This window comes from Aeromonas sp. 82P (assembly GCF_051919365.1).
Taxonomy (GTDB): Bacteria; Pseudomonadota; Gammaproteobacteria; order Enterobacterales; family Aeromonadaceae; genus Aeromonas; species Aeromonas veronii.
On the sequence record NZ_JBQBEV010000001.1, the window covers coordinates 4,189,414 to 4,210,548 of the forward strand.

25 protein-coding genes are annotated in these 21,135 nt (G+C 60.2%); 13 read left to right on the plus strand and 12 right to left on the minus strand.

Features of this window, described 5'->3' with window-relative positions; genetic code table 11:
* Positions 1-95: 95 nt before the first annotated feature.
* Positions 96-575 (plus strand): MarR family winged helix-turn-helix transcriptional regulator, encoded by a 480-nt coding sequence (locus ACTG2S_RS19150; protein WP_013723454.1) that lies wholly within the window; start codon positions 96-98, stop codon positions 573-575.
* A gap of 71 nt (positions 576-646) precedes the next feature.
* Here ACTG2S_RS19150 and ACTG2S_RS19155 read toward each other — a convergent pair whose 3' ends face one another.
* On the minus strand, positions 647-1,228 hold the full coding sequence (locus ACTG2S_RS19155; RefSeq protein ID WP_274161118.1) for a YjaG family protein: 582 nt from the start codon (positions 1,226-1,228) through the stop codon (positions 647-649).
* Between the two features lie 162 nt (positions 1,229-1,390).
* Here ACTG2S_RS19155 and ACTG2S_RS19160 point away from each other — a divergent pair, with 162 nt between their 5' ends.
* The gene (locus ACTG2S_RS19160) at positions 1,391-2,335 is read left to right on the plus strand and encodes a D-2-hydroxyacid dehydrogenase (RefSeq protein WP_439983108.1); all 945 of its coding nucleotides are present in this window, start codon (positions 1,391-1,393) and stop codon (positions 2,333-2,335) included.
* Positions 2,336-2,407: 72 nt separating this feature from the next.
* On the opposite strand, the gene mepM is transcribed toward ACTG2S_RS19160, so the two are convergent.
* Complete coding sequence (mepM, locus tag ACTG2S_RS19165; protein ID WP_274161116.1) at positions 2,408-3,745, minus strand: murein DD-endopeptidase MepM; 1,338 nt, start codon at positions 3,743-3,745, stop codon at positions 2,408-2,410.
* Between the two features lie 260 nt (positions 3,746-4,005).
* Here mepM and ACTG2S_RS19170 point away from each other — a divergent pair, with 260 nt between their 5' ends.
* Both ACTG2S_RS19170 and ACTG2S_RS19175 read left to right on the plus strand, forming a co-directional pair.
* Positions 4,006-5,304 carry a LapD/MoxY N-terminal periplasmic domain-containing protein gene (locus tag ACTG2S_RS19170; protein ID WP_274161115.1) on the plus strand — a complete coding sequence of 433 codons (1,299 nt, stop codon included), beginning with the start codon at positions 4,006-4,008 and terminating at the stop codon, positions 5,302-5,304.
* Positions 5,301-6,242, plus strand: coding sequence for a TAXI family TRAP transporter solute-binding subunit (locus tag ACTG2S_RS19175; RefSeq protein WP_274161114.1), 942 nt, complete (start codon positions 5,301-5,303; stop codon positions 6,240-6,242). The genes ACTG2S_RS19170 and ACTG2S_RS19175 overlap by 4 nt, the downstream gene beginning before the upstream one ends.
* On the opposite strand, the gene ACTG2S_RS19180 is transcribed toward ACTG2S_RS19175, so the two are convergent.
* Positions 6,237-6,911, minus strand: a complete 675-nt coding sequence (locus ACTG2S_RS19180; RefSeq protein WP_005335848.1) for a transglutaminase-like cysteine peptidase — start codon at positions 6,909-6,911, stop codon at positions 6,237-6,239. The two genes, ACTG2S_RS19175 and ACTG2S_RS19180, sit on opposite strands and share 6 nt — an antisense overlap.
* A gap of 67 nt (positions 6,912-6,978) precedes the next feature.
* A complete protein-coding gene (gene znuA, locus ACTG2S_RS19185; RefSeq protein WP_088868439.1) occupies positions 6,979-7,911 on the minus strand; it encodes a zinc ABC transporter substrate-binding protein ZnuA in 933 nt (310 codons plus the stop codon).
* 93 nt (positions 7,912-8,004) lie between these two features.
* Between znuA and znuC the strand changes: the two genes are divergently transcribed.
* Both znuC and znuB read left to right on the plus strand, forming a co-directional pair.
* The gene (gene znuC / locus ACTG2S_RS19190; RefSeq protein ID WP_005354861.1) at positions 8,005-8,781 is read left to right on the plus strand and encodes a zinc ABC transporter ATP-binding protein ZnuC; all 777 of its coding nucleotides are present in this window, start codon (positions 8,005-8,007) and stop codon (positions 8,779-8,781) included.
* 21 nt (positions 8,782-8,802) lie between these two features.
* Positions 8,803-9,582 carry a zinc ABC transporter permease subunit ZnuB gene (znuB, locus tag ACTG2S_RS19195; protein ID WP_042019412.1) on the plus strand — a complete coding sequence of 260 codons (780 nt, stop codon included), beginning with the start codon at positions 8,803-8,805 and terminating at the stop codon, positions 9,580-9,582.
* A gap of 9 nt (positions 9,583-9,591) precedes the next feature.
* On the opposite strand, the gene ACTG2S_RS19200 is transcribed toward znuB, so the two are convergent.
* A complete protein-coding gene (locus tag ACTG2S_RS19200; protein ID WP_042656430.1) occupies positions 9,592-10,482 on the minus strand; it encodes a LysR substrate-binding domain-containing protein in 891 nt (296 codons plus the stop codon).
* Between the two features lie 92 nt (positions 10,483-10,574).
* On the opposite strand from ACTG2S_RS19200, the gene ACTG2S_RS19205 reads away from it, so the two are divergent.
* Positions 10,575-11,432: a DMT family transporter gene (locus ACTG2S_RS19205; protein WP_274161113.1), complete on the plus strand. Its 858-nt coding sequence runs from the start codon at positions 10,575-10,577 to the stop codon at positions 11,430-11,432.
* A 3-nt stretch (positions 11,433-11,435) separates the two neighbouring features.
* Here ACTG2S_RS19205 and ACTG2S_RS19210 read toward each other — a convergent pair whose 3' ends face one another.
* Positions 11,436-12,023, minus strand: a complete 588-nt coding sequence (locus tag ACTG2S_RS19210; protein WP_274161112.1) for a uracil-DNA glycosylase family protein — start codon at positions 12,021-12,023, stop codon at positions 11,436-11,438.
* A 99-nt stretch (positions 12,024-12,122) separates the two neighbouring features.
* Between ACTG2S_RS19210 and rarD the strand changes: the two genes are divergently transcribed.
* On the plus strand, positions 12,123-13,013 hold the full coding sequence (gene rarD / locus ACTG2S_RS19215) for an EamA family transporter RarD (protein WP_167557651.1): 891 nt from the start codon (positions 12,123-12,125) through the stop codon (positions 13,011-13,013).
* Here rarD and ACTG2S_RS19220 read toward each other — a convergent pair.
* Positions 12,995-13,729, minus strand: a complete 735-nt coding sequence (locus ACTG2S_RS19220) for a substrate-binding periplasmic protein (RefSeq protein WP_274161111.1) — start codon at positions 13,727-13,729, stop codon at positions 12,995-12,997. The genes rarD and ACTG2S_RS19220 overlap by 19 nt on opposite strands.
* Positions 13,730-13,773: 44 nt before the next feature.
* On the opposite strand from ACTG2S_RS19220, the gene ACTG2S_RS19225 reads away from it, so the two are divergent.
* The gene (locus ACTG2S_RS19225; protein ID WP_100652727.1) at positions 13,774-14,118 is read left to right on the plus strand and encodes a GIY-YIG nuclease family protein; all 345 of its coding nucleotides are present in this window, start codon (positions 13,774-13,776) and stop codon (positions 14,116-14,118) included.
* A gap of 90 nt (positions 14,119-14,208) precedes the next feature.
* Here ACTG2S_RS19225 and pspG read toward each other — a convergent pair whose 3' ends face one another.
* From pspG to ACTG2S_RS19245, 4 genes are all read right to left on the minus strand, one after another.
* The gene (gene pspG / locus ACTG2S_RS19230) at positions 14,209-14,427 is read right to left on the minus strand and encodes an envelope stress response protein PspG (RefSeq protein ID WP_005335871.1); all 219 of its coding nucleotides are present in this window, start codon (positions 14,425-14,427) and stop codon (positions 14,209-14,211) included.
* 48 nt (positions 14,428-14,475) lie between these two features.
* Positions 14,476-14,682 (minus strand): PspC domain-containing protein, encoded by a 207-nt coding sequence (locus ACTG2S_RS19235; RefSeq protein WP_043826074.1) that lies wholly within the window; start codon positions 14,680-14,682, stop codon positions 14,476-14,478.
* A 2-nt stretch (positions 14,683-14,684) separates the two neighbouring features.
* Positions 14,685-15,347, minus strand: a complete 663-nt coding sequence (gene pspA, locus ACTG2S_RS19240; protein WP_019446683.1) for a phage shock protein PspA — start codon at positions 15,345-15,347, stop codon at positions 14,685-14,687.
* Between the two features lie 210 nt (positions 15,348-15,557).
* Entirely contained in the window at positions 15,558-16,286 is a 729-nt protein-coding gene (locus ACTG2S_RS19245; protein WP_019446682.1) for a 1-acylglycerol-3-phosphate O-acyltransferase, read from the minus strand.
* A 181-nt stretch (positions 16,287-16,467) separates the two neighbouring features.
* Here ACTG2S_RS19245 and ACTG2S_RS19250 point away from each other — a divergent pair, with 181 nt between their 5' ends.
* Genes ACTG2S_RS19250 through ACTG2S_RS19265 form a run of 4 tightly spaced genes read left to right on the plus strand, consistent with a single transcriptional unit; the run spans position 16,468 to position 20,213 of the window.
* Positions 16,468-16,845 carry a hypothetical protein gene (locus ACTG2S_RS19250; RefSeq protein ID WP_005354882.1) on the plus strand — a complete coding sequence of 126 codons (378 nt, stop codon included), beginning with the start codon at positions 16,468-16,470 and terminating at the stop codon, positions 16,843-16,845.
* 53 nt (positions 16,846-16,898) lie between these two features.
* Positions 16,899-18,941: a protein-disulfide reductase DsbD family protein gene (locus ACTG2S_RS19255; protein ID WP_439983110.1), complete on the plus strand. Its 2,043-nt coding sequence runs from the start codon at positions 16,899-16,901 to the stop codon at positions 18,939-18,941.
* A gap of 9 nt (positions 18,942-18,950) precedes the next feature.
* Positions 18,951-19,694, plus strand: a complete 744-nt coding sequence (locus tag ACTG2S_RS19260) for a DsbA family protein (RefSeq protein WP_064341631.1) — start codon at positions 18,951-18,953, stop codon at positions 19,692-19,694.
* A 3-nt stretch (positions 19,695-19,697) separates the two neighbouring features.
* A complete protein-coding gene (locus ACTG2S_RS19265) occupies positions 19,698-20,213 on the plus strand; it encodes a protein disulfide oxidoreductase (RefSeq protein WP_439983112.1) in 516 nt (171 codons plus the stop codon).
* A gap of 75 nt (positions 20,214-20,288) precedes the next feature.
* On the opposite strand, the gene ACTG2S_RS19270 is transcribed toward ACTG2S_RS19265, so the two are convergent.
* On the minus strand, positions 20,289-21,113 hold the full coding sequence (locus tag ACTG2S_RS19270) for a LysR family transcriptional regulator (RefSeq protein ID WP_439983113.1): 825 nt from the start codon (positions 21,111-21,113) through the stop codon (positions 20,289-20,291).
* Positions 21,114-21,135 lie beyond the last annotated feature (22 nt).

Below are 21,135 nucleotides of genomic sequence, written 5' to 3' on the forward strand. Positions count from 1 at the left end.
AGCAGAAATTATTACAACAAAAACCATATTGACCTTGTGACGAATTAGGCGGAAAATTTTGCGCCTCTACATAGCCCTCCAATGACGCACACCCCATGGAAAAACATGATGAAGTGCTGGTCGCCCTGCGCCAGATTATTCGTGCCATCGACATGCACTCCAGGCGCTTGATCAAAGAAGCCGGGCTAACTTCTCCGCAACTCTTGCTGCTCAAAGGGATCGACGAGCTGGGACAGATCTCCATGCGTCAGCTGGCCGATCACACCAACATGAGCCAGGCCACCGCCACCACCATCATGGACCGATTGGAGAGCCGCCAACTGGTGCAGCGCGTTCGCAGCAATACCGACAAGCGCAAGGTTCACGCGACACTGACTGACGCAGGCCGCGCCCTGCTGGCCCAGGCCCCGACCCCGCTGCAAGAGCGCTTCATCCAGCGTTTTCAGGCACTGGAAGCGTGGGAGCAGACCCTGCTGCTCTCTTCCCTGCAACGCATCTCCTCCATGATGAATGCAGACGAAATCGACGCGGCCCCGGTGCTGAGCGTCAGACCCCTCACCGAAGAGCAGGCATAAGCTGCTGAACAATTTCAGGCATAAAAAAAGCTCCCGAAAGGGAGCTTTGTTCTATCAGGGGTCGTAGAGGATTACTCTTCCAGGCTGATCCCGATATTGGAGACGCCATCCTGAGAGGCGAATACTCTGATGGCCAGAATACGATCGCTGTCGCGCTCATGGGCAACCCGCTTGAGCAGTTCAACCTGGAACTCCAGCTCGGCTTCCATGTACTCGTGCTCGTAGAGCTCATCTTCGGTCAGATCCCGCTCTTCCAGCAGCTCGATAAAACCGGCCACGGTACCGACTGACGCATGGCTGGCATCGTTGGCCTCTTCGCCGACCCGGCAGATCACCGAGTTGTAGGCGCAGCCCAGCGCAACACAGGCATCAAGCGCCGGATAGGCACCGTAGGACTCAAACTTGCGGGGATCCGGAATGTGAGACTCGAACTCTTCGAGAATGGCACCCAGATTGACCCGGGATCCCTTGACGGTGAGGTAGACCCACATCTGATCCAGCGCATGCCGGAAAGCGCCTGCATTGCCAAAGCCGGAAGCCTGACAGAACAGGGCATAGTTGGGGTACATGCGCTCTGCCAGCGCCAGGGTGTAGACGGTCTGTTGCCAAGGCTGTAGCTCGGCCAGTCGCTTATAAAACTTGTCACCAAACACTGGAGTCGGATCCTTTGCAAAATGTGGGGCAGATTGTAGCCCACGAGGGGCGCGGCGAAAACGAAAAAGCGCCCTGGTCGGCTATGTTGCGATATGAAGTCAGGTAAGATGGGTCGAGAGCGGCATCTTGTTGCGCCGCAAATTCTGATAAGGAACAAGAGTATGAGCCAACGTACCCTTCTTTTGCTCAGCCAGGATAATGCTCACTACGAACGGCTGCTCAAGGCCGCCAACCTCCCCCATCTGCGCATTCTGCGGGCCGATAACCAGAGCGATGCCGAGAAGCTGATCGGCGAAGCCCATATTCTGATGGCCGAACCGGCCCGTGCCAAACCGCTGCTGCCCAAAGCCAACAAGCTGAGCTGGTTCCAGTCCACCTATGCGGGAGTCGATGTGCTGCTCGATCCTGACAGTCGTCGCAACTATCAGCTCACCAATGTACGCGGCATCTTCGGCCCGCTGATGAGCGAGTATGTCTTTGGTCATCTGCTCAGCCTGATGCGCCAAATTCCTCTTTATCGGGAGCAGCAGAAACAGCGGCTGTGGCAAAGCCACCCCTATCAGGGCCTCAAGGGGCGCACCATGCTGATCCTGGGGACCGGCAGCATTGGCCAGCATATCGCCCACACCGGCAAACATTTTGGCATGAAGGTGCTGGGCATCAGCCGCAGTGGTCGGGAGCGTGCCGGGTTTGACCAGGTTTATCAGCTGCCTGCACTCAACAAGATGCTGGCGCAGGCCGATGTCATCGTCAGCGTGCTGCCTGCCACCCGCGATACCCGTCATCTCTTCAATGCCGCCCGCTTCGAACACTGCAAACCGGGCGCCATCCTGTTCAACGTCGGTCGTGGCAGCGCTGTACACTCGGGCGATTTGCTCACCGCACTGCGTACCGGCAAGCTGGCAATGGCGGTGCTGGATGTATTCGAGCAGGAGCCGCTGCCCGCCGACAGTCCACTGTGGGGCCAACCCAACCTCATCGCCACCCCCCACAACAGCGCCTACAGCTTTCCAGAGGATGTGGCCCAGATATTTGTACGCAACTACATTCGCTTTATCGATGGCCAGCCACTGGATGGCAAGATTGACTTCGACAAGGGTTACTGACCAACACTGCGCATGCAAAAAAGCCCCGCCAGTCTGGCGGGGCCTTTTCATTTCAGCTAGTGGCTACAGCGATTAACCGGCGGCCAGCTCCTTGCGGTAGCTCTTCACCTTGGCCAGGAACTGGCGACGCTCCTTGCCACTGAGCGGTTCAGCCATCGGCAGCTTGGCGGTCATGGCATTAACCGGACGGTTGTTGATCCGCAGCTCGTAATGCAAGTGAGCACCAGTCGAGCGACCGGTATTGCCGGAGAGGCCGATCTTGTCGCCCATCTTCACCCGCTGACCGGTTTTGACCAGCAACTTGCTCAGGTGCAGATAACGGGTAGAGAGGGTTCGACCGTGCTTGATGACGATATAGGTGCCCGCCAGCGGGTGGCTGGTTGCCTTCTGGACGACGCCATCGCCGGTCGCCAGCACTGGCGTACCCACCGGCACTGCGAAGTCGGTGCCCTCGTGAGGACGCACCATACCGGTTACCGGATGTTTGCGCGCCGGGTTGAAATTGGAGCTGATCCGATAGCGGCTATGGGTCGGGTAGCGGCGGAATCCGCGCTCCAGACTGTTGCCCTGACCGTCGTAATAGTTGCCGTCATCGGATAGCCAGGCCGACACCGTCTTGCCCTGGCTGGTCACTTCCACACCTAGCAGCTGGCTGTTGCCAGTGCTCTTGCCTTCCACTGTCTCCTGGCGTACCAGCACTTTGAACTTGTCGCCCTTCTGAAGATCCTTGGCGAAATTCATTCGCCACTGGAACAGGTTGGCAATTTTCTGGATATGGTTGGCTGGAATCCCCGCATTGCGGGCACTGACATAGAAGCTGCCGTTGATCACGCCGTTGTAACGCTGCGGTTGCCACTCAACCTTCTCATTGATCATGGAGGCGGTATAGGCATCGTCGCTGCGCGCCATCACCAGCGTCTGCTTGATGTTCAGGCGGATTTTGAGTTGCTGCAGGATGTTGTCCTGATCGATCAGCAGCTCGATATTCTGGCCCGGTTTGAGGCGCGCCAGATAGTTCTTGTTGTCCGCGTCCAGCACCTTGTAGAGGGTGGTGGTGGAGAGACCGAGATTGTTAAAAATGGCGGTCAGGTTTTCGCCGTTGCGGACCCGGTAATCCTGCCACTGGGGGGTGGTGTCGACCGGGATGTCGTCATCCGGCGCACTCTGATCAACCAGTTCGTGATCGGGAATTTCGTTAAAGTCGGTGTTGTTTTCGTTGGTTGCCGTACCTGCGGTATCAATGGGCAACTCAAGACGCAGCGGCCGCTCGAGGATGTCACCCGGAGCTGGCAATAATGCCACTGCTGACAGGGTCATGGCCGTCAGCATCAGCATGGCGTAAAAGTGTTTGCGGGGAACCGGTGGTTCCCAATTGGCAGCCCGTACTACCAAGGGACGGAGACGTTTCATCCGCTATCCTGTATTTAGATCTAAAGAGTGTGAGTTGCGATGTCAGTTGTGACAAAACCGTATAAAACTGTTTGTTGGACACAAATAGTTACAAATAGTTCATCACAATCTGCATGAACCTCACATTTTATGCATAACCCGCCCGGATGGGCAGAAATGATCGTCTTTTTTAACCATTTTTTCCTATTTTTAAGAACCGGGTCGGATTCGATACTGAATAGAAACCCAAAATGTTGCGATAACTTTTCCATGGAGTGGATATGTCGTTAGCAAAACTGTTAATCAGAATAATTGTCGTCCTGTTCCTGATCGGTGCAGCGCTGCTGTTTGCACTGGAAGTCACGACGGTCCGCCAATCCATCCTCGACCAGATGTCAGCCAACCTGGAAACCGCCATCACCGCTCTCGGGCTGGTGCTGCAAGGAACCCTGCTCAATGACGACAATGTGCTGGCCGAGACCATCGTCAATGCCATGTTCGATGGCGGCTTCGTCAGCTCGGTCACCCTGATCGATCCCGATGGCCAGTTGCTGTTTCAGAAGGTCTTCCACTCTACCCAGCAAAATGTCCCCGGCTGGCTTCCCTCGGTTATCGGCATGCCCCCCGTCAAGATTGAGCAAGAGTTGACCGATGGCTGGCGCATGCTGGGCACTCTGACCCTTGAGGGGCATAGCGGCTACGCCTATCAGCATCTGTGGAATGCCATCAGTCGCACCGGTCTGGCGCTGTTGGCGGGCCTCGTCGTATTTACCCTGATCATCTCCCTGGTGTGCCAACGCCTGCTGCAGCCCCTGGAGCAGATCAACCTGCAGCTGATCCGTATCCGCAAACACCAGTTCAACAGCACCCTGCCCACTCCCTGGTTGCAAGACCTCAAAGAAGTGGCACTTTCCATCAACCAATTGGTTTCCGAACGCAAACGGGATCTGCTGCAACAACGACTCAAGATCACCCAGCTGGGAAAACAGCTGCCACTGACGACCCCACAGCCGCTGCAAGGAGTGAGCCCACTGCCGGAAGGCGGGCAACTGCAAAAATTTGTCTCCACACAAGGGGAGATCGCCCTCTATCAGCGTTTCTTGCCCAGTCAGCCCCTCGGTGCCGACAGCGATCTCGCAACCATCCAGAGCGCCCTGCAACAGTGGCAGCACTCTCATATAGAAGGGGTCTTGCTGCCCCTCTCCCTGCTCAATCACCCGCAATGGTCCGAGATCGCCCCTCTGCTAAGCCAGGGCCACGGCAAAACACTGGATTGGCGCTGGGATGTGGTCACCTTTCCCGCCCACGGCCAAGCCACATTGGCTGCGTTGCAGGAACAGGGGTGTGAGCTCGCCTTCAGCGCCATTCCTCTCAATGCGGATACCTTCAATCAACTTGACCCGCTCAATCCCATTTTTATCAGCTGTCAGCTGACCGATGAGCCGCTCTACTGGAATCTGCTCTCCCAGACCATGCATGCCGCCGGTTATACCCTACTGGCAGAATCGGGAGAGTGTAACGACATCGACAAACTACGGACCTGGGGTATCGATGGTTATGCCAAGGAGGCGCAATCATGAAGAAGCTCGCCATGCTGTTGCCCCTGATGTGGCAACCCTGCCTGATGGCTGAAACCGTCACTATCACCACCGGGGGTGAGCAGGGGATTTATCACCAGATAACCAAAGAGTTTTGCCGTCTGGCCCATGAGGTCGATGAGCAACTTGCGTGCACATTGCAGAGCTCATCGGGTTCAATAGAAAACCTGAAGCAGCTGAAGAGTGGCGAGACCTCCTACGCCATGGTGCAGTCAGACTGGCTATATCAGGCAAGCCAGGGCTTGGGCCCTTTTGCCACGCAGCCGCAACCTGAGCTGCGCGCCCTGTTTGCCACCCATGCCGAGCCCTTCACCATAGTGATCCGTGCCGATGGCGATATCACTTCACTGGAACAGCTCAAGCTCGCCCCCATCGACATGGGGTTGAAGAACTCGGGAACACGCCAGACGGCGCTGACCCTGTTCAACATCTTGGGAGCGAAAGAGCAGGATCTCGATCTGAAGAGCATGGCCAACCTGCCGGATGCGCTCTGCAGCAAGCAGATCGACGCATTTGCACTGGTGATGGGACACCCTAACCGGATTGTGCTCGACACCGCCAAACGTTGCGCGGTCAGTTTCCTCCCCATTGATGGGGCCACCCGAGATCAATTACTCAAAGGGGTCAAATATTACCAGCGCAGTCAGGTGCCCGCCCGCATCTACCCCGGCAATCTGAAGGCGACCCCTACCTTTGCCATTGCCGCCACCCTGGTTACCAATGCCAGCATGCCGGAAGAGTCTGTCTATCGCCTGACCAAGGCCATGCTGACCCAGCAAACCAAGTTCAATGAGCAGACTTATGGCTACGCCAATATGTTTCACCGGGCACGCAATAAAACCGGCCCGGTGCTGAGTGTTGAACAGCATCCGGGCGCAGCGAAATATTTCGATGAGTTGAAGGCGGCGGGCAAGCTATAACTGACGACGGGGAGAGCGCAGTTGCTCGCTGGAGAAACGGGTCTTCATCGATGTCCACTGCGCCAACCGATCGGCACTCCCCGCCAGCGTCCCTTCCCGCCGTGACTTCATGATCCAGATGCTTTTGGCATCGAAACTGTAAACGGGAATGAGGTCGGTACGCTTGCTGCCCGGCAGGATCCGGCTGTTGATGTTGTCGAGCACCAGTGGATCAGCCTTGGGCGTCGGGAAGTAGAGCGTCACCATGTGGAATTGGTTGTAACGCACCGCCTTGACGTAGGCCAGTCGCAGCTTCTTCTCATCCACCCCCAGCTCCATCAGGGTGTAGTACTTGGAGATGCTGTAATCCTCGCAATCCCCACCCCGGGCACCGATGAACTCCAGCGGATTGGCCCAGTAATCCTCATCTCCCCACAGCTTGGGATCCTCGCTATAGGTCAGATTGTTGAAGTAGTTGTTCACCAGCTCGATCTTCTGCTGGTCGGTTGTACCCGCTCTGGGAGTGAGCAGGCGAGAGAATGCCTCGGCCCGTTGAATGGCGCGGCCACCATACACTTCCTGCAGCTTGGCCCGCAGATCCGGACTGGCAATATATTCGGAAAGACGCGAAGCCTGCACGTTGGCGCAACATAGCGCCAACGTGCAGGCCGGGATCAACAACCATTTCATACCGGACACTCCATGTCAGATGCTGGAGGTCAGTATAGCCCCTCCGGATGAGAGACTCAGCCGCTGATCAGCGACATTGGGCAAATGCGTCTGCCAGTTGCTGCATGAATTGGGGATAACCATCCGGGCCGAGCGGTACCTGTTCACCCACCTCATCAAGCAACAGCACCTTGGCGCCGGTATTGCGTGCCACCGATTCGATCACAGCCGGTGAGAATTGCGGCTCGGCATAAATGCAGCTCGCCTGCTTCTCTTCCAGTGCCTTGCGAATATCCACCAGGGTCTTGGCGCCAGGGCGACGCTCAGGGCTCACGGTAAAGTGACCCTTTGAACTCATGCCGTAGTGGCGCTCCCAGTAGCCATACGCCTCGTGGAATACAAAGTACCCCTTCTCATTCACCGCCTTCATCTGGCCGGCAATCACCTTGTCTTTGGCATCCACCTTGGTATCAAATGCCGCGAGGTTGGCGTCATAGCGAGCCTGATTGGCCGGATCCAGCTTGCCCAATTCACTTGCGATCGCCTTGGCAATCACTTTGGACTGCGTCGGGCCAAGCCAGATATGGGGATCGACCCCTTCGTGATGATGTCCTTCATGCCCTTCATCATGGTCACCGTGCTCGTGGGCGGCATGATCGTGATCATCATGGTCATGGGAGTCGTGACTATCCTGAGTCGCGTAGTTGAACAGCGGCATCCCCTCAACCTGAGTCAGGGCCAGAGCATGGGGATGGTTGGCCAGCGGCTTGGCCATAAAACCTTCCAGCTCGGGGCCAACCCACACCACCAGATCGGCACTGTTGATGCTGCGAATATCGGACGGACGCAGGGAGAAATCGTGGGGAGAGGCACCGGTCGGCAGCAATACCTTGGGCTCGCTCACCCCGTCAGTGATCGCTGCTGCGATGAAGCCAAGGGGCTTGATGGTGGTCAGTACCTCAATGGCACGAACAGGCAAACTCACCGCCAGCAGGGCAGTGAAAAGCGCAATAATTCTCATTGGTGAATCTCGTCAGGGGGTGAGTATGTGATAATATAACAGCCGCTTTTTGTTATATTATAACTCTCACTGGCTGTAAACCCCGGAGTTGTCATGAGCCAACTGGTAGAGCTGAAAGAGGTCTCTCTCTCGTTTGATGGACGCTCTGTGCTCGACAAGGTCTCCTTTACCCTCAATAAAGGCAAAATCACCACGCTCGTCGGCCCCAACGGGGCGGGCAAGAGCACCCTGAGCAAGCTGGTGCTGGGTCTGCTCACCCCAGATTCGGGCAAGATCACCCGCAGCCGCGATCTGAGAGTCGGCTATGTGCCCCAGCGCCTCTATCTGGATCCCACCCTGCCGCTGACAGTGCGTCGCTTCCTGCAACTGGGCAAAAACAGCCGCCTCTCCATCGAGGAAGCGCTAGCCCGGGTTGGCGCAGAAGGGTTGCTGGAAAACCGGATGCAGAAGCTCTCCGGTGGTGAGATGCAGCGCGTGCTGCTGGCCCGCGCCCTGCTGGTCAAGCCCGAGCTGCTGGTGCTGGACGAGCCGGTGCAAGGGGTCGATATCACCGGCCAGATCGAGCTCTACGCCCTGATCGGTCAGCTCGCCGCCGAGTTCAATTGCGCCGTGCTGATGGTCTCCCACGACTTGCATCTGGTGATGGCCAGCACCCACGAGGTGATCTGCCTCAATCGCCATGTCTGCTGTCATGGCGAGCCGGAAAGCGTGGCGCGCCACCCCGAATTTGCCCGCCTGTTCGGGCGACCGGAGCAGGAGGTGCTGGCGGTCTATACCCACCATCACCACTGCGACGGCGAACACCACCATCATGAACCGCAGGCTCCCGTCATCCGCCTGCCCTCTCGCAACAACGCTCACAGCAAATAGCGCAAGCAACAGGACATTCAAGTGGACAGCTTTCTGTTATACGCCCTCGCGGCCGGTCTCGGCATCGCCCTGCTGGCCGGTCCCCTAGGTAGCTTCGTGGTATGGCGCAAGATGGCCTACTTTGGCGACACCCTCTCCCACGCCTGCCTGTTCGGCATCGCGCTGGGCATCCTGCTGCAGGTCGATCTCACCCTGGCGGTGGTGGTCTGCTGCCTCGCCATGGCGATGCTGCTGGTGATCATGAGTCGCAACCAGCAGGTGGCGACCGATACCCTGCTCGGCATTCTGGCCCACAGCGCCCTGTCGCTCGGTCTGGTTACCTTGAGTTTTATGGATAACGTGCGGGTGGATCTGATGGCCTACCTGTTCGGCGACCTGCTCTCGGTGCAACCGATAGATCTGCTCTGGATCTACGGCGGTGGCGCGCTGGTACTGCTCACCCTGTGGCGACTGTGGGATCCCCTGCTCTCCATGACCATCTCGGAAGAGCTGGCAAGGGTAGAGGGGATCCGGGTCGATGTGCTGCGCTGTGTATTGATGCTGCTGATCGGGCTGGTGATTGCCGTAGCGATGAAGTTTGTCGGGGCGCTGATCATCACCTCCCTGCTGATCATTCCCGCCGCCACCGCCCGCCGCTTCAGCCAGACGCCGGAGCAGATGGCTGGCTTTGCCGCACTGATTGGCTGTCTCGCCGTACTCGGCGGGCTGACCCTCTCCTGGTATCAGGACACCCCGGCTGGGCCTTCGGTCGTCGTCTGTGCCACCAGCCTGTTTGTGCTGAGCCAGTTCAAGAGAGCGTAACGGTGCAGGCTAGAGCGGCATGCTCTGGCGTGTCTCCATCATCAGCCACTGGCGCAACCGGCTGATGGCAGGCTCATGAGCCCGCGAGCGCTTGCAGGTGAAGTAGAAGGCATCCCCCGTCTCCAGCTGATGTACCGGCAAGGCCACCAGCTGGGGATCATCGGGCCGCAGCATGTAGTCATTCACGAATGCCACCCCCTGATCCCAGGCTGCCGCCTCCATCGCCAACAGCACATGGCTGAAGTGGTGCATCCGCGCCTCGTCCGGAATCACCAGCCCGCCAGCCTTGGCCCAGCGCTGCCAATCCTCCCCCCGCGCCTTGTAAATGGACTGCACCGAGAGCAGCGGCAGCTGCCAGATGGCCTCAGGCCACTCCCCGCTGACCTGCTGCAACAGACGGCGACTGCAGACCGGAAAGAGCCGCTCCTGATAAATAAGATCGTGGCAATAGCCGCGTCCGTGGGGAGACACAGTGATAAAGCAGTCTGCCACCCGATCAGATAGCTCGGGATCCTCCGCCACCATCTCCAGACTCAAATCCAGCTCGGGGTAGAGCTGGCGTAATCCGGCCAACCGCGGGATCAGCCACTTCACAGCAAACGAGCTGTAGACTGCGAGCCGGACTCGCATCTCGCCACCACCGCGCAGCTGTTCGCTGCTCTGGGCAATCTGGCTGAGTCCGGCGGCAATCCCCTCGAAGTAGCTCTCCCCCTGCGGCGTCAGCGAGAGCAGCCGACCCTGACGTAGCAGCAAGCGCTCACCCAGAAAATCCTCCAGCAGGCGGATCTGGTGGCTGACCGCACTCTGGCTGACGTTCAGTTCAAGGGCGGCGCGGGAGAAGCTGAGCAAGCGTGCCACCACCTCGAAATATTGCACCGCACGCAGGGGAGGAAGCTTCATTATCTAAATATCTCATGAGTGGTCATTTTTTATCATTTTACTGGATAGCAACCGGCACGCTACCCTCCCCCTCATCTGAAGTGGGAGGTGGTATGAATGCAGTAGGGATCGGCATCCTTTATCTGGTGCTGGGCAATATGGTGGCAGTTTTTTCCGATGCGCTGGTCAAGGTGCTGGATCCGGATCAGCCCATCTTCCAGTTTGTCTTTTTCCGCCAGCTCTCGGCCGCCATTCTGCTGATGCCCTGGCTGCTCTGGTCATGGCGCCGCAACCCGCCGGTGGCCATCAAGTGGCACCTGCTGCGGGCCCATATTTGGGCGGTCGGCGTCTGCCTGATGGTGGTCGCCCTCACCCGCTTGCCGCTCGCCACAGCCAATGCCCTCTTCTATGCCGCCCCCCTGATGATGGTGCCGCTGGCGGTGTGGATGGCGGGGGAAGCGATCTCGCGCCAGAAGGTGCTGACCGCAGTCATCGGATTTATCGGGGTTTTGATCGTGCTGCGCCCGACTGAAGTGAACTGGGCCGCACTGGCGGCGCTCGGGGTGGCGCTGTCGATGGCGCTCAACAATCTGCTGATCAAGCGGATCCCGCTCAAGCAGCCCATCGCCCAGACCCTGTTTTTCACCAACGTGCTGAGCATGCCCTTCATTCTGGCGCTGGCATTATGGGAAGGGGGCGACTGGCAATGGCAGATGTGGTGGCCCGCTTTCGGCTCCTCGGCGCTGATCATGGTCTATGCGGGATTGTGCGTGGTGGCCTATCGCAAGGCGGAGGCGAGCAAGATCGCCTCGGCGGAGTACACCGGTCTGCTGATGGCGGTGGCCATCGGGGTGTGGCTGTTTGGCGAGCAGCCCGGTCTGCCGCTGCTGCTGGGCTGTATCTGCATCGTCCTGCCGCTCATCGCCATGGCGCGCAGCAAGCCAAAACCGCTGGCCGAGCCAGCGCTCTAATACTCAGGGTCTCCCCAGAAGCGGGGCGACCCTTTGCTGCAGATGGGGGACGATCTCCTGCTCGAACCAGGGGTTCTTCCTCAGCCAGAGGGTATTGCGCGGGGAGGGATGCGGCAACGGCAGCCAGCCGGGGCCATAGTCGGCCCAGCTGCGCACCGTTTCGGTGAGCGAGCCCCTGGCAGCCCCCCGCAGATAGTAGGCTTGTGAATATTGGCCGATCAGCAGGGTCAGTTCGATGTTGGGTAACAGCATCAGTACCTTGTCATGCCAGGTGGGCGCGCACTCGGGTCTGGGCGGCAGATCGCCCGACTTGCCCTTGCCGGGATAGCAGAGACCCATCGGCATGATGGCGATGCGGGATTGGTCGTAGAAGGTGGTTTTATCGACCCCGAGCCACTGGCGCAGCCGGTCACCGGAGGGGTCATCCCACGGGATACCGCTGGCATGCACCCGGGTGCCGGGCGCCTGACCGATGATCAGCAAGCGGGCACTCTCGGCCCCGCGGATCACCGGACGAGGCCCCAGCGGCAAATGAGCCTCGCACAGACGGCAGGCCCTGATTTGCTCAAACAACTTATCGATTCGCTGCATGACGTTGATAGTACCAGCATTTCCCTGTTTTCCCTCTTGTGGAAACAGGGCACGCCCCCTACTATCGCCATGAATGTTTAATTTAATAAACGGATAATAATGAAAAACTGGCTAGGTACCGGCACCGCGACCCTCTCCTTCATCCTGTGGGGGATGCTACCGCTCTATTATCAATTCATGCCCGAGGTCAACATGTGGGAGCTGATCTCCCACCGGGTGCTCTGGTCTGTGGTGCTGCTGGGCGCCCTGTTTTTGCTGCTTGGCCACAAGGTGCCCTGGGCACAACTGCGCAGCGAGCCGCGCCAGCTCGGCCTCATTCTGCTGGCGGGCCCCGTCATGTCCATCAGCTGGTGCATGTTCACCTGGTGCCTCACTACCGGGCAAGTGCTGACCACCAGCCTCGCCTTCTTTATGACCCCGCTGTTCAATATCGTATTCGCCGTCATCTTCCTCAAAGAGCGACTCACCCCGCAAAAGCATCTGGCGGTCGCCCTGGCGCTGGCGGGTCTCGCCTACATGCTCTTCTGCTACGGCCAGCTCCCCTGGTTCTCCCTCATCATGGGGGCCAACTTCGCCTGCTATGGCCTTATCAAGAAGAAGATCCACTACGACACCGGCACCAGCCTCTATCTGGAAGCCATGGTGCAACTGCCCGTCGCGCTGATCATCATCGGTACGCTGGCATGGCACGGGGAAGGGGCATTCGTGAACGGAGATCTGGCTGACAAGCTGCTGCTGATGGGCAGTGCGCCCGCTACTCTGCTGCCGGTGGGGCTCTTCTGCTATGCGGTGGCGAGAACCCGGATGAGCACTGTGGGGCTGCTGCAATATATCGAGCCCAGCCTCGCCTTCCTGCTCGCCATCTACTGGTTTGGTGAGGCGCCGGACCCCATCAAGGCGGTCGGTTTCGCCTTTGTCTGGGCAGGTCTGCTGGTGAGCCTGTTGCCGCTGCACCGACTCAAGCGCCGCCCTCATGGCGTACCGCGATAGGACTCCAGCACCTTGTGCCAACGGGTATCTCTGTCCATCTGCTCGGCGATGTCGTTGAGGGTGGCATGCAGCTCGGGACGGGATTTGGGCAGCAGGATATGGCGGGTATAGCTGGATTGGGGGAAGGGTGAGATAAACAGCTTGCCCTGATAGTGCTGTGAGTCGATGAAAAAGCCCAGCGATGAACCACTCACCAGCGTCACATCGATGCGACCGCGCACCAGCAGCTCAAGATTGGTCTTCACCTTCTTGGCATCCTGACGTACCAGCTCCCCGCGGCCAGCCGCATCATCGATCCCCTGATAGCGGTAACCCTCCACCCCGCCAAACACCAACCCCTTGAGGGAGTCGGGCCCGCGATAGGTGACCGGGTTGTCAATGTTCGAGACCAGCTCGTTGGTGTCGCGCATCACCGGGAAAGTCCAGAGATAGCGCTCGCGATGGGGATCCCCCACCCAGGCGGGATTGACCCAGACCACCAGACCGTCAAAGTCGGGATCCGCCATCTCCAGCGCCAGCCGGGCCCGATTGACCAGCCAGAGCTCGATTCTGGGTTCACCCCCCAGCTTTTCATTGAGATACTTGACCAACTCGCGGCTCAGCCCTGCATCCACTCCGGTGTTGAAGGGGGGATGCTGATGGTAATCGTAGAGACGGATCGTCTCCCCCAGAGCCGGGACCGACAACAGTAACCACAACCAAAACCAGACTCTCATCGCACCTCCTTGAGCTGCCTCTGAGTTTGGCACAGAGAATTTGAATGAGAGAACCCGCGACCACCACTCCAGCGCCGCAACCATCCGCCCCTTCCCGCTGGTCAGTCTATATGGTGCGTACTGCCACCGGCCTGCTCTATACCGGGATCAGCACGGATCCGCTGCGCCGTCTGGGCCAGCACCAGAGTGGCAAGGGCGCTCGCGCCCTGCGCGGCAAGGGGCCACTGACACTGGCATGGCAACAGGAAGTCGGCGAGAAGGGGGCGGCCCTGCGCATCGAATATCGCCTCAAGCAGCAGCCGAAATCCTTCAAGGAGCAGCTGATCCACAGCCCGGCACTCTGGCAGAGCTGGAGCCCCCAGTGGTTACCCGCAGCCACCCAGCCTTGAGGACGACAGGCAAAAAAAGGCCACTCGATGAGTGGCCGGAAAGGGGAAATCAGGGAGCATCACACAACGTCTTGCACAATCTCAGGCGGGTTAGAGGTAGGTATTGGAACGCTTGCTGCGGTTGCTGATCAGCCAGCAAACCGCCAGCACCAGCAGCAACCAGGGGGCCAGCTTGATGATCAGAGCAAGCATGCCACCCAGCGCCCCAAGCAGCACAAACAGGCCGCTCACCAGCAACATGGCTACCAGGGTAAAACCGGTCAGTGCCATGACCAGCAGCACCACCAGCAAGATGAAAAATTCCAGCATAACTTGCTCCTTATCAGTACCTTGTCTGCCGGCTTGGCAACCCTTCGGTCAATCCAGCCAGCGCTTCAATTCATAACGGGGCGGCATCATCAGCACCGCCAGCAGATAGGCGGCCAGTGCCAGCGGCGGCATCAGGATCAGGGCGAGCAGTGCCACCACCCGCACCGTGACTCTGGAGACCCCCAACCGCCTGGCAATACCGGCACAGACCCCGGTCAGCTTGCGATGCACCAGATCCTTGGGCCAGGGGCTCATGATTACACCTCCGCTTTCTGGCCTTTGAGGCGAGCCAGCTCGCGCTCGATCTCGTCATTGAGCTCCAGCTCGCGGAACTGGGCCTCCAGCGAGGGATTCTGCCCCAGGGTGGCCGCCTCCAGCTGGGCTTCCAGCTGATCGACCCGGCCCTGAAAACCGTCAAAGCGCGCCATCAGCTCATGCATCCGCTGGTTGTCCACCTGGGCGCGGGCACGAATGCGGCTATGGGCGGTCTGCTCGCGCAAGGTCAGCAGTTTCTGCTTCTCGCGCGCCTCGGTCAGCTTGGCCGCCAGCCGCTCGCTGTCGGCGGTAAGCTGGGCCAGCACCTCGGCGACCCGGGCCTTGTCCTGCTCCAGCTGTTCACATTTTTTGACCTCCGCCAGCTTCTCGGTGAGGGCGGCGCGGGCCAGATCCTCACGTCCCTTCTGGATGGCGAGCTCGGCCTTGGCCGACCACTCCAGGATCTGCGCCTGCAACGCCTGCTGGTGACGCTCCAGCTGCTTCTGTTCGGCAATCACGCGGGCGGCCTGGGTACGCATCTCGACCTGCACCTGCTCCATCTCTTCGATCATCAGGCGCAGCATCTTCTCCGGCTCTTCACTCTTGTCGAGCAGGCTGTGCAGGTTGGCATTAATCACGTCGGTCAGGCGGCTGAATACGCTCATGGTCTGGCTCCTTGTTGATGGGATGGCTATCTCTTCCCATTGCATTACAAGAGCCGTGCCAAGAAAAATTATTGTTGTTTTACATATGGATGGGAATTTACCGAGGAAATTCAAGAAGCGTTTATTGGTGAGAATAGCCAACCTGGTGGTGATTTTTACCAACAAAAAAGGGAGCCTGTGGCTCCCTTGTCGATTCGTCTGCGCTATCCGTCAGGCGGCGTGGCTGTGGCCCAGCTTGCTGTCCAGTTCGGCCAACTTGGCCTCCATCCGGGCGCGGCAGGTGTCGGAGAGATCGCGAATGCCGCTGGCACCATGCTCCTTGCTGCAGACCGGAGCCATCACTTCCACCAGCACTTCGCCGTTGTCCCAGCGATTGAGATCGACCTGACCGAAGTAGCTGGAGCAGACGATGGGCACCACGGGCACTTCAGCCTGTACCGCAGTGTGGAAAGCGCCCGCCTTGAACGGCAGCAGGCCACGCCCCTGGGAGCGGGTCCCTTCCGGGAACATCCAAATTGAGGTGCCACGGTTCTTGATGCGATCCACCACCTGACCTATGGTGCCGATAGCACGGGAGCGGTTGGAGCGGTCGATCAGCACGTTGCCGGAGAGCCAGAAGATAAGGCCGAACAGCGGCAGCCAGAGCAAGCTCTTTTTGCCCACCGCCACCACGCCAGGCTGCACCGCACCGGTCACGGTGAAGATGTCGAAGTTGCTCTGGTGGTTGCAGACGTAGACCGCCGGGCCGACCGATTTGACCTCGTCGGCCACCGTCACCTTGACTCGCAGCCCGATCAGCGGGCAGACCGCGTGATACATGCGGGCGAAGACATAGACGTTGTTGGGATGGCGCGGACGAACCAGACAGAGCAGCAGGCCGAACAGGAACCAGAAAATGAGCAGCAGACCAAGCAGCAGCACACGGGCAATTTTGAGCATCGAACACCTCGAGTTTTAACTCGGCGCAGTATACTGATCCCCCTTTTAGCGAACAAGCGTTCGCCAAACAGAACCGACCACCCCGTCGCGCCACCCACATTGCTGCTCATCAATACGCCGCCGACTTGCCCCACCCGCCATTGGTCGTTAGGATGGCCCCATCTTGATGGACGGGGCGAACATGATGTTGCAACAACGGGTAGCGAAACATCTCCTGCTGCTGGTCTGCCTGCTGGTGCTCAATTGTGCGGCCCAGCCGCTGGCCCGGCTTGCCCTGCTCGATCACGCCCTCAGCTGTCAGGCACTGCCCGTTCCAGGCTCGGCAACAGATCAAGAGGATGCCAAACCGGCCAGCCCGCAACCCACCAGCTGCCAACTCAACGGCAAGTGGCTAAGCGCCGCCACCCTGCTCTGCGTCGAACAGCTCTTCTTTGCCGTGGCCGTGCTGATCGCCCTGCTGGCCCCCCTTTGGCGCTACACACCGCCACTGCCCCCTCCCAGAGTCATCTCGCCGCCCGAGCGGCGTCTGCACCTCACCCTCTGCGTCTGGCGGGAATGAGTTCGGCAGCGTTCTTTCGTTAGCTGTCACTCAATTTTTGCGAGACCAAAAAGATGTCGAATCTCTTCAAGACGGCCCTGCTACTGGGCGGTCTGCTGTGGCAATCCATGGGATTGGCCAGCGACACGGGCTGGCTCACCAGCCCACAGAATGATCACGCCCGGGTACGGCTGCAGGCCGACCGCAGCACGGCAGATCAGACCCGCATCCTGCTCGATGTGGAGCTGGAGTCGGGCTGGAAAACCTACTGGCACAGCCCGGGAGAAGGGGGCATTGCCCCCCAGATCCTGTGGGACGAGCCGGTCGGAGACTTTCAGTGGCGCTGGCCGGTGCCACGTCACTTCGAGGTAGCCGGGCTCAGCACCCAGGGTTATCAGGGTGAGGTGACCTTCCCCCTCAGCCTCAACTATCCCGCCGGGCAACCGCTCAAGGGGACTCTACGCCTCTCCACCTGCAGCAATGTCTGCATCCTGACCGACTTCCCCTTCACCCTCGCGGTGGATAGCGCCGCCCCGGCCGACTTCGATTTTGCCTGGGCGAAGGCGATGAGTACCCTGCCCCAGCAATTGCCTGCCGAAACCTGGGTCGAGCTGGGTTATCAGCACAACCAGCTGCAACTGCGCGCCGAGCGGGCAGAGAGCTGGCAATCACCAGCGCTCTTTATCGACGCTCTGGAGGGTGCCGAGTTTGGCAAACCGGCGCTTGAGGTCGAAGGCAACACCCTGATCGCCCGGGTGCCGGTGAGCGATGGCTGGCAGGGGGATGCACCGGATCTGCGTGGCCAATCCCTCGGCCTGCTGCTCACCAGTGGCGAACAGGCGTGGCAGGGCAGGGGGACGATCGGCGCGCCACTCGCACTGCCCAACCAGAGTCATTCGCTGTTCTGGCTGCTGGGAGCAGCGCTGCTCGGCGGCCTGATCCTCAACCTGATGCCCTGCGTGCTGCCGGTGCTGGCGCTCAAGCTGGGAACTGTGTTGCAACATCAGGAGCGTGAACAGGGAACGGTACGCAAGCAGTTCCTCGCCGCCAGCGCCGGGATCATCGCCTCCTTCTGGGTGCTGGCGGCCATGAGCAGCCTGCTGCGCGCCACGCAAGGGGCCGTCGGCTGGGGCATCCAGTTCCAGAGCGCCGGTTTTATCGGCTTGATGGTGCTGGTCACCCTGCTGTTTTGCGCCAACCTGTTGGGGCTGTTCGAGATCCGCCTGCCCAGCGCCCTCAGCACCCGCCTTGCCACCAGCGGCGGCAACGGCCTCAGCGGTCACTTCCTGCAGGGGAGCTTCGCCACTCTGCTGGCGACCCCCTGCTCGGCCCCCTTTCTCGGCACTGCAGTGGCCTTTGCGCTGGCGGCGCCACTCGGCCAGCTCTGGCTCATCTTCACAGCTTTGGGGATTGGTATGAGCCTGCCCTGGCTGCTGGTGGCGGCCCTGCCACGGCTCGCCCTCTGGCTGCCGAAACCGGGGCGCTGGATGAATCATCTGCGCATCCTGCTCGGCCTGATGATGCTGGGCTCCAGTCTCTGGCTCACCAGTCTGCTCGACAACCATCTCGGCAGCTATGCCACCGGCTGGCTGATGGTTGCCATGCTGCTGGCACTGCTGATTGGCATCATCTGGCGTTACGGCATGCGCGGCTTCACACTGGCGATCGCCCTCGCCGCCCTGATTGGCAGCCCCCTGCTGCTGAGCGGCGCCTTTAGCGCTCAGGGCTCGGCCAGCGTTGACAAGGTGGTCTGGCAGCCGCTCTCTGAACGCGCCATCACCGATGCGCTGGCCCAGAACAAGCGGGTCTTTATCGATGTCACCGCCGACTGGTGCGTTACATGCAAGGCCAACAAATACAACGTGTTGCTGCGCGATGAGGTGCAACAGGCCCTCTCTGCTCCCGATGTGGTGGCCCTGCGCGGCGACTGGAGCAAACCAAGCGACACCATCGCCGCCTTCCTGCGTAAGCGGGGCGCGGCGGCCGTCCCCTTCAACCAGATTTACGGCCCGGAGTTGCCGCAGGGGGTCACGCTGTCACCCCTGCTCGACAAGGACGATCTGCTGACCACATTGCACAAGGCTGGCCTGCTTCAGGCTGGCACCACCCGATTTTAAGGAGTAATCATGAAACCGACTCTGAGCGCCCTGACCCTGCTGGCCTCCCTTTCCGCAGCCCTGCTGGCTCCGGCCCTGCACGCCGCCCCCTTCACCCCGGAGCAGGAGGCGCGCATCAAGGAGCTGATCCGCGAGACTCTGATCGCCAACCCCAAGATCCTCGACGAGGCAGCCGAATCCTGGGAGAAGCAGAACGCGGCAGCCCAGGAGGCGCAGCTTGGCAACTTCATCAAGGGCAACAAGGATGTGCTGTTCAACAGCGCCACCAGCCCGCGCCTCGGCGCCAAAAACCCCAAGCTGACGCTGGTGCTGTTCACCGACTACAACTGCCCCTACTGCAAGCAGTTCGATCCCCAGCTGACCAAACTGCTCAAGGCCTATCCGGACGATCTGGGGCTGGTGATCAAGCTGCTGCCGTTCAAGGGGCAGACCTCCGCCAAAGCGGCCCAATACAGCCTGACCCTGTGGCAGCAAGATCCCGCCCGCTTCCTCACCCTGCACGACAAGCTGATGAGCAAGCAGGGGATGCTGACCGAGGCGGACATCAACAAGGCGCTGGCCGCCACCGGCAACACCGCGCTCAAACCGGCCGCCAAGGCGACCGAAGAGCTGCGCAACAGCCTGCGCATCGGCACCATTCTGGGGGTACAGGGCACACCGGCGACCCTGATTGGCAACCAGCTAGTGCCGGGCGCCATCCCCTATGAGGAGCTGGAGCAACTGGTGCAGGCCGAACTGGCCAAGCAGGGGTAAAGGATGACTACCAACCCTCAACCCCGCTGGCGCCGCTGGGGCAAGGAGGCACTCTGGCTGCTGCTGATGGCGCTGGTCATCTCGACCCTGCTGGATCTGTGGCGCAGCCCAACCCTGCCAGAGGGGGCGATGAGCGCCCCCGTCACCCTGCAGGATGGCAGCAGCACGGATCTCGCTACCTTAAGTCAGGGCAAGCCGCTGCTGGTCTACTACTGGGCCAGCTGGTGCGGGGTGTGCCGTTTCGCCACCCCGGCCGTGCAGCAGCTCTGGCAAGAGGGGGAAAACGTGCTGACGGTGGCGCTGCGCTCCGGCAATTCGGAGCAGTTAGCCAAAGGAATGAGCAACAAGGGGCTCACCTTCCCGACCCACAACGACGAGTCGGGAGCGCTGGCAGCCAAGTGGCAGGTGGGGGTCACCCCGACTTTCCTCGTCATCAAGGATGGCAAGCTGGTGAGCAGCACCACCGGCTGGAGCTCGAAGTGGGGCTTGCAGCTGCGGCTCTGGTGGGCGTCGCTCTAGCCACGCAACAACATTGCCTCAACAGGGCCATCCCACCGGATGGCCCTTTTTTATGCCGACATTTTTATCCCGACATCAGACGGGGAGCTGCATCCCGCGCACCTGCTCCAGCAGGGCGGTCACCGCCGCCGAGCGTAACGCATCGGGGGCGTAGCAGAGCCCCACCCGCCGCTTGAAGGAAGAGGCCGCCAGCTCGGCGACTGTACAGCCGGGCGGACAAAGGGAATGGGGCAACCAGGCGATCCCCGCCCCGGCGGCCACCATGGTCGCCGCCAGTCGCAGCGACCCCGCCCGCCGTGGATAGAGCGGCGCCTGATTGCCGAGAATGGCGATCAGCCGCAGGTGGGAGTCATGGCGCGGGCAGGTTACCCAGGGCTCGTCCGCCAACGCTGCCGGGGTGAGCGTCCCCTTGCCCGCCAGCGGGTGATCCGGCGGCAGCACCAGCACAAACTCCTCCTCCAGCAGGGGGATAAAGAGCTCGTCGCCACAACGCAGGGATTCGCACCCCAGCCGCACATCGCCACAGCATCCCTCCTCCAGGGTCAGCAGGATCTCCTCGTGGGCGAGCGTACCTTGCACCAGCGCCCCCACCACGCCATCGCCAAGGTCTGCCTCAATCCCCACCGTCAGCTCGAGGCAGGGGGAGGTTTCACGAAACTCGCGGGCGAGGGAGTCGGTATCGGCGATCAGCCGCTTGGCACGGGGATAGAGCCGGTGCGCCGCTTCAGTCCCCTCCACCCCGCGCGCCTGCCGCACAAACAGGGTCACCCCCAGCTCATCCTCCAGCGTCTTGATGGTGGTGGAGAGGGTGGGCTGGGTAATGAAAAGACGGGTGGCCGCCGCCGTGATGTTGCGCTCCTCGAAGACAGCCACAAACGCACGCAGGGTTCGCACATCCATAGAATTCACCTATACCAGACAG

Bases quoted from the DNA above. Each gene is read 5' to 3' on its own strand.
- ACTG2S_RS19150 (WP_013723454.1), top strand. From the start codon at position 96: ATGGAAAAACATGATGAAGTGCTGGTCGCCCTGCGCCAGATTATTCGT.
- ACTG2S_RS19160 (WP_439983108.1), top strand. From the start codon at position 1,391: ATGAGCCAACGTACCCTTCTTTTGCTCAGCCAGGATAATGCTCACTAC.
- mepM (WP_274161116.1), bottom strand. From the start codon at position 3,745: ATGAAACGTCTCCGTCCCTTGGTAGTACGGGCTGCCAATTGGGAACCA.
- ACTG2S_RS19170 (WP_274161115.1), top strand. From the start codon at position 4,006: ATGTCGTTAGCAAAACTGTTAATCAGAATAATTGTCGTCCTGTTCCTG.
- ACTG2S_RS19175 (WP_274161114.1), top strand. From the start codon at position 5,301: ATGAAGAAGCTCGCCATGCTGTTGCCCCTGATGTGGCAACCCTGCCTG.
- ACTG2S_RS19180 (WP_005335848.1), bottom strand. From the start codon at position 6,911: ATGAAATGGTTGTTGATCCCGGCCTGCACGTTGGCGCTATGTTGCGCC.
- znuA (WP_088868439.1), bottom strand. From the start codon at position 7,911: ATGAGAATTATTGCGCTTTTCACTGCCCTGCTGGCGGTGAGTTTGCCT.
- znuC (WP_005354861.1), top strand. From the start codon at position 8,005: ATGAGCCAACTGGTAGAGCTGAAAGAGGTCTCTCTCTCGTTTGATGGA.
- ACTG2S_RS19200 (WP_042656430.1), bottom strand. From the start codon at position 10,482: ATGAAGCTTCCTCCCCTGCGTGCGGTGCAATATTTCGAGGTGGTGGCA.
- ACTG2S_RS19205 (WP_274161113.1), top strand. From the start codon at position 10,575: ATGAATGCAGTAGGGATCGGCATCCTTTATCTGGTGCTGGGCAATATG.
- ACTG2S_RS19210 (WP_274161112.1), bottom strand. From the start codon at position 12,023: ATGCAGCGAATCGATAAGTTGTTTGAGCAAATCAGGGCCTGCCGTCTG.
- rarD (WP_167557651.1), top strand. From the start codon at position 12,123: ATGAAAAACTGGCTAGGTACCGGCACCGCGACCCTCTCCTTCATCCTG.
- ACTG2S_RS19220 (WP_274161111.1), bottom strand. From the start codon at position 13,729: ATGAGAGTCTGGTTTTGGTTGTGGTTACTGTTGTCGGTCCCGGCTCTG.
- ACTG2S_RS19225 (WP_100652727.1), top strand. From the start codon at position 13,774: ATGAGAGAACCCGCGACCACCACTCCAGCGCCGCAACCATCCGCCCCT.
- pspG (WP_005335871.1), bottom strand. From the start codon at position 14,427: ATGCTGGAATTTTTCATCTTGCTGGTGGTGCTGCTGGTCATGGCACTG.
- ACTG2S_RS19235 (WP_043826074.1), bottom strand. From the start codon at position 14,682: ATGAGCCCCTGGCCCAAGGATCTGGTGCATCGCAAGCTGACCGGGGTC.
- pspA (WP_019446683.1), bottom strand. From the start codon at position 15,347: ATGAGCGTATTCAGCCGCCTGACCGACGTGATTAATGCCAACCTGCAC.
- ACTG2S_RS19245 (WP_019446682.1), bottom strand. From the start codon at position 16,286: ATGCTCAAAATTGCCCGTGTGCTGCTGCTTGGTCTGCTGCTCATTTTC.
- ACTG2S_RS19250 (WP_005354882.1), top strand. From the start codon at position 16,468: ATGATGTTGCAACAACGGGTAGCGAAACATCTCCTGCTGCTGGTCTGC.
- ACTG2S_RS19255 (WP_439983110.1), top strand. From the start codon at position 16,899: ATGTCGAATCTCTTCAAGACGGCCCTGCTACTGGGCGGTCTGCTGTGG.
- ACTG2S_RS19260 (WP_064341631.1), top strand. From the start codon at position 18,951: ATGAAACCGACTCTGAGCGCCCTGACCCTGCTGGCCTCCCTTTCCGCA.
- ACTG2S_RS19265 (WP_439983112.1), top strand. From the start codon at position 19,698: ATGACTACCAACCCTCAACCCCGCTGGCGCCGCTGGGGCAAGGAGGCA.
- ACTG2S_RS19270 (WP_439983113.1), bottom strand. From the start codon at position 21,113: ATGGATGTGCGAACCCTGCGTGCGTTTGTGGCTGTCTTCGAGGAGCGC.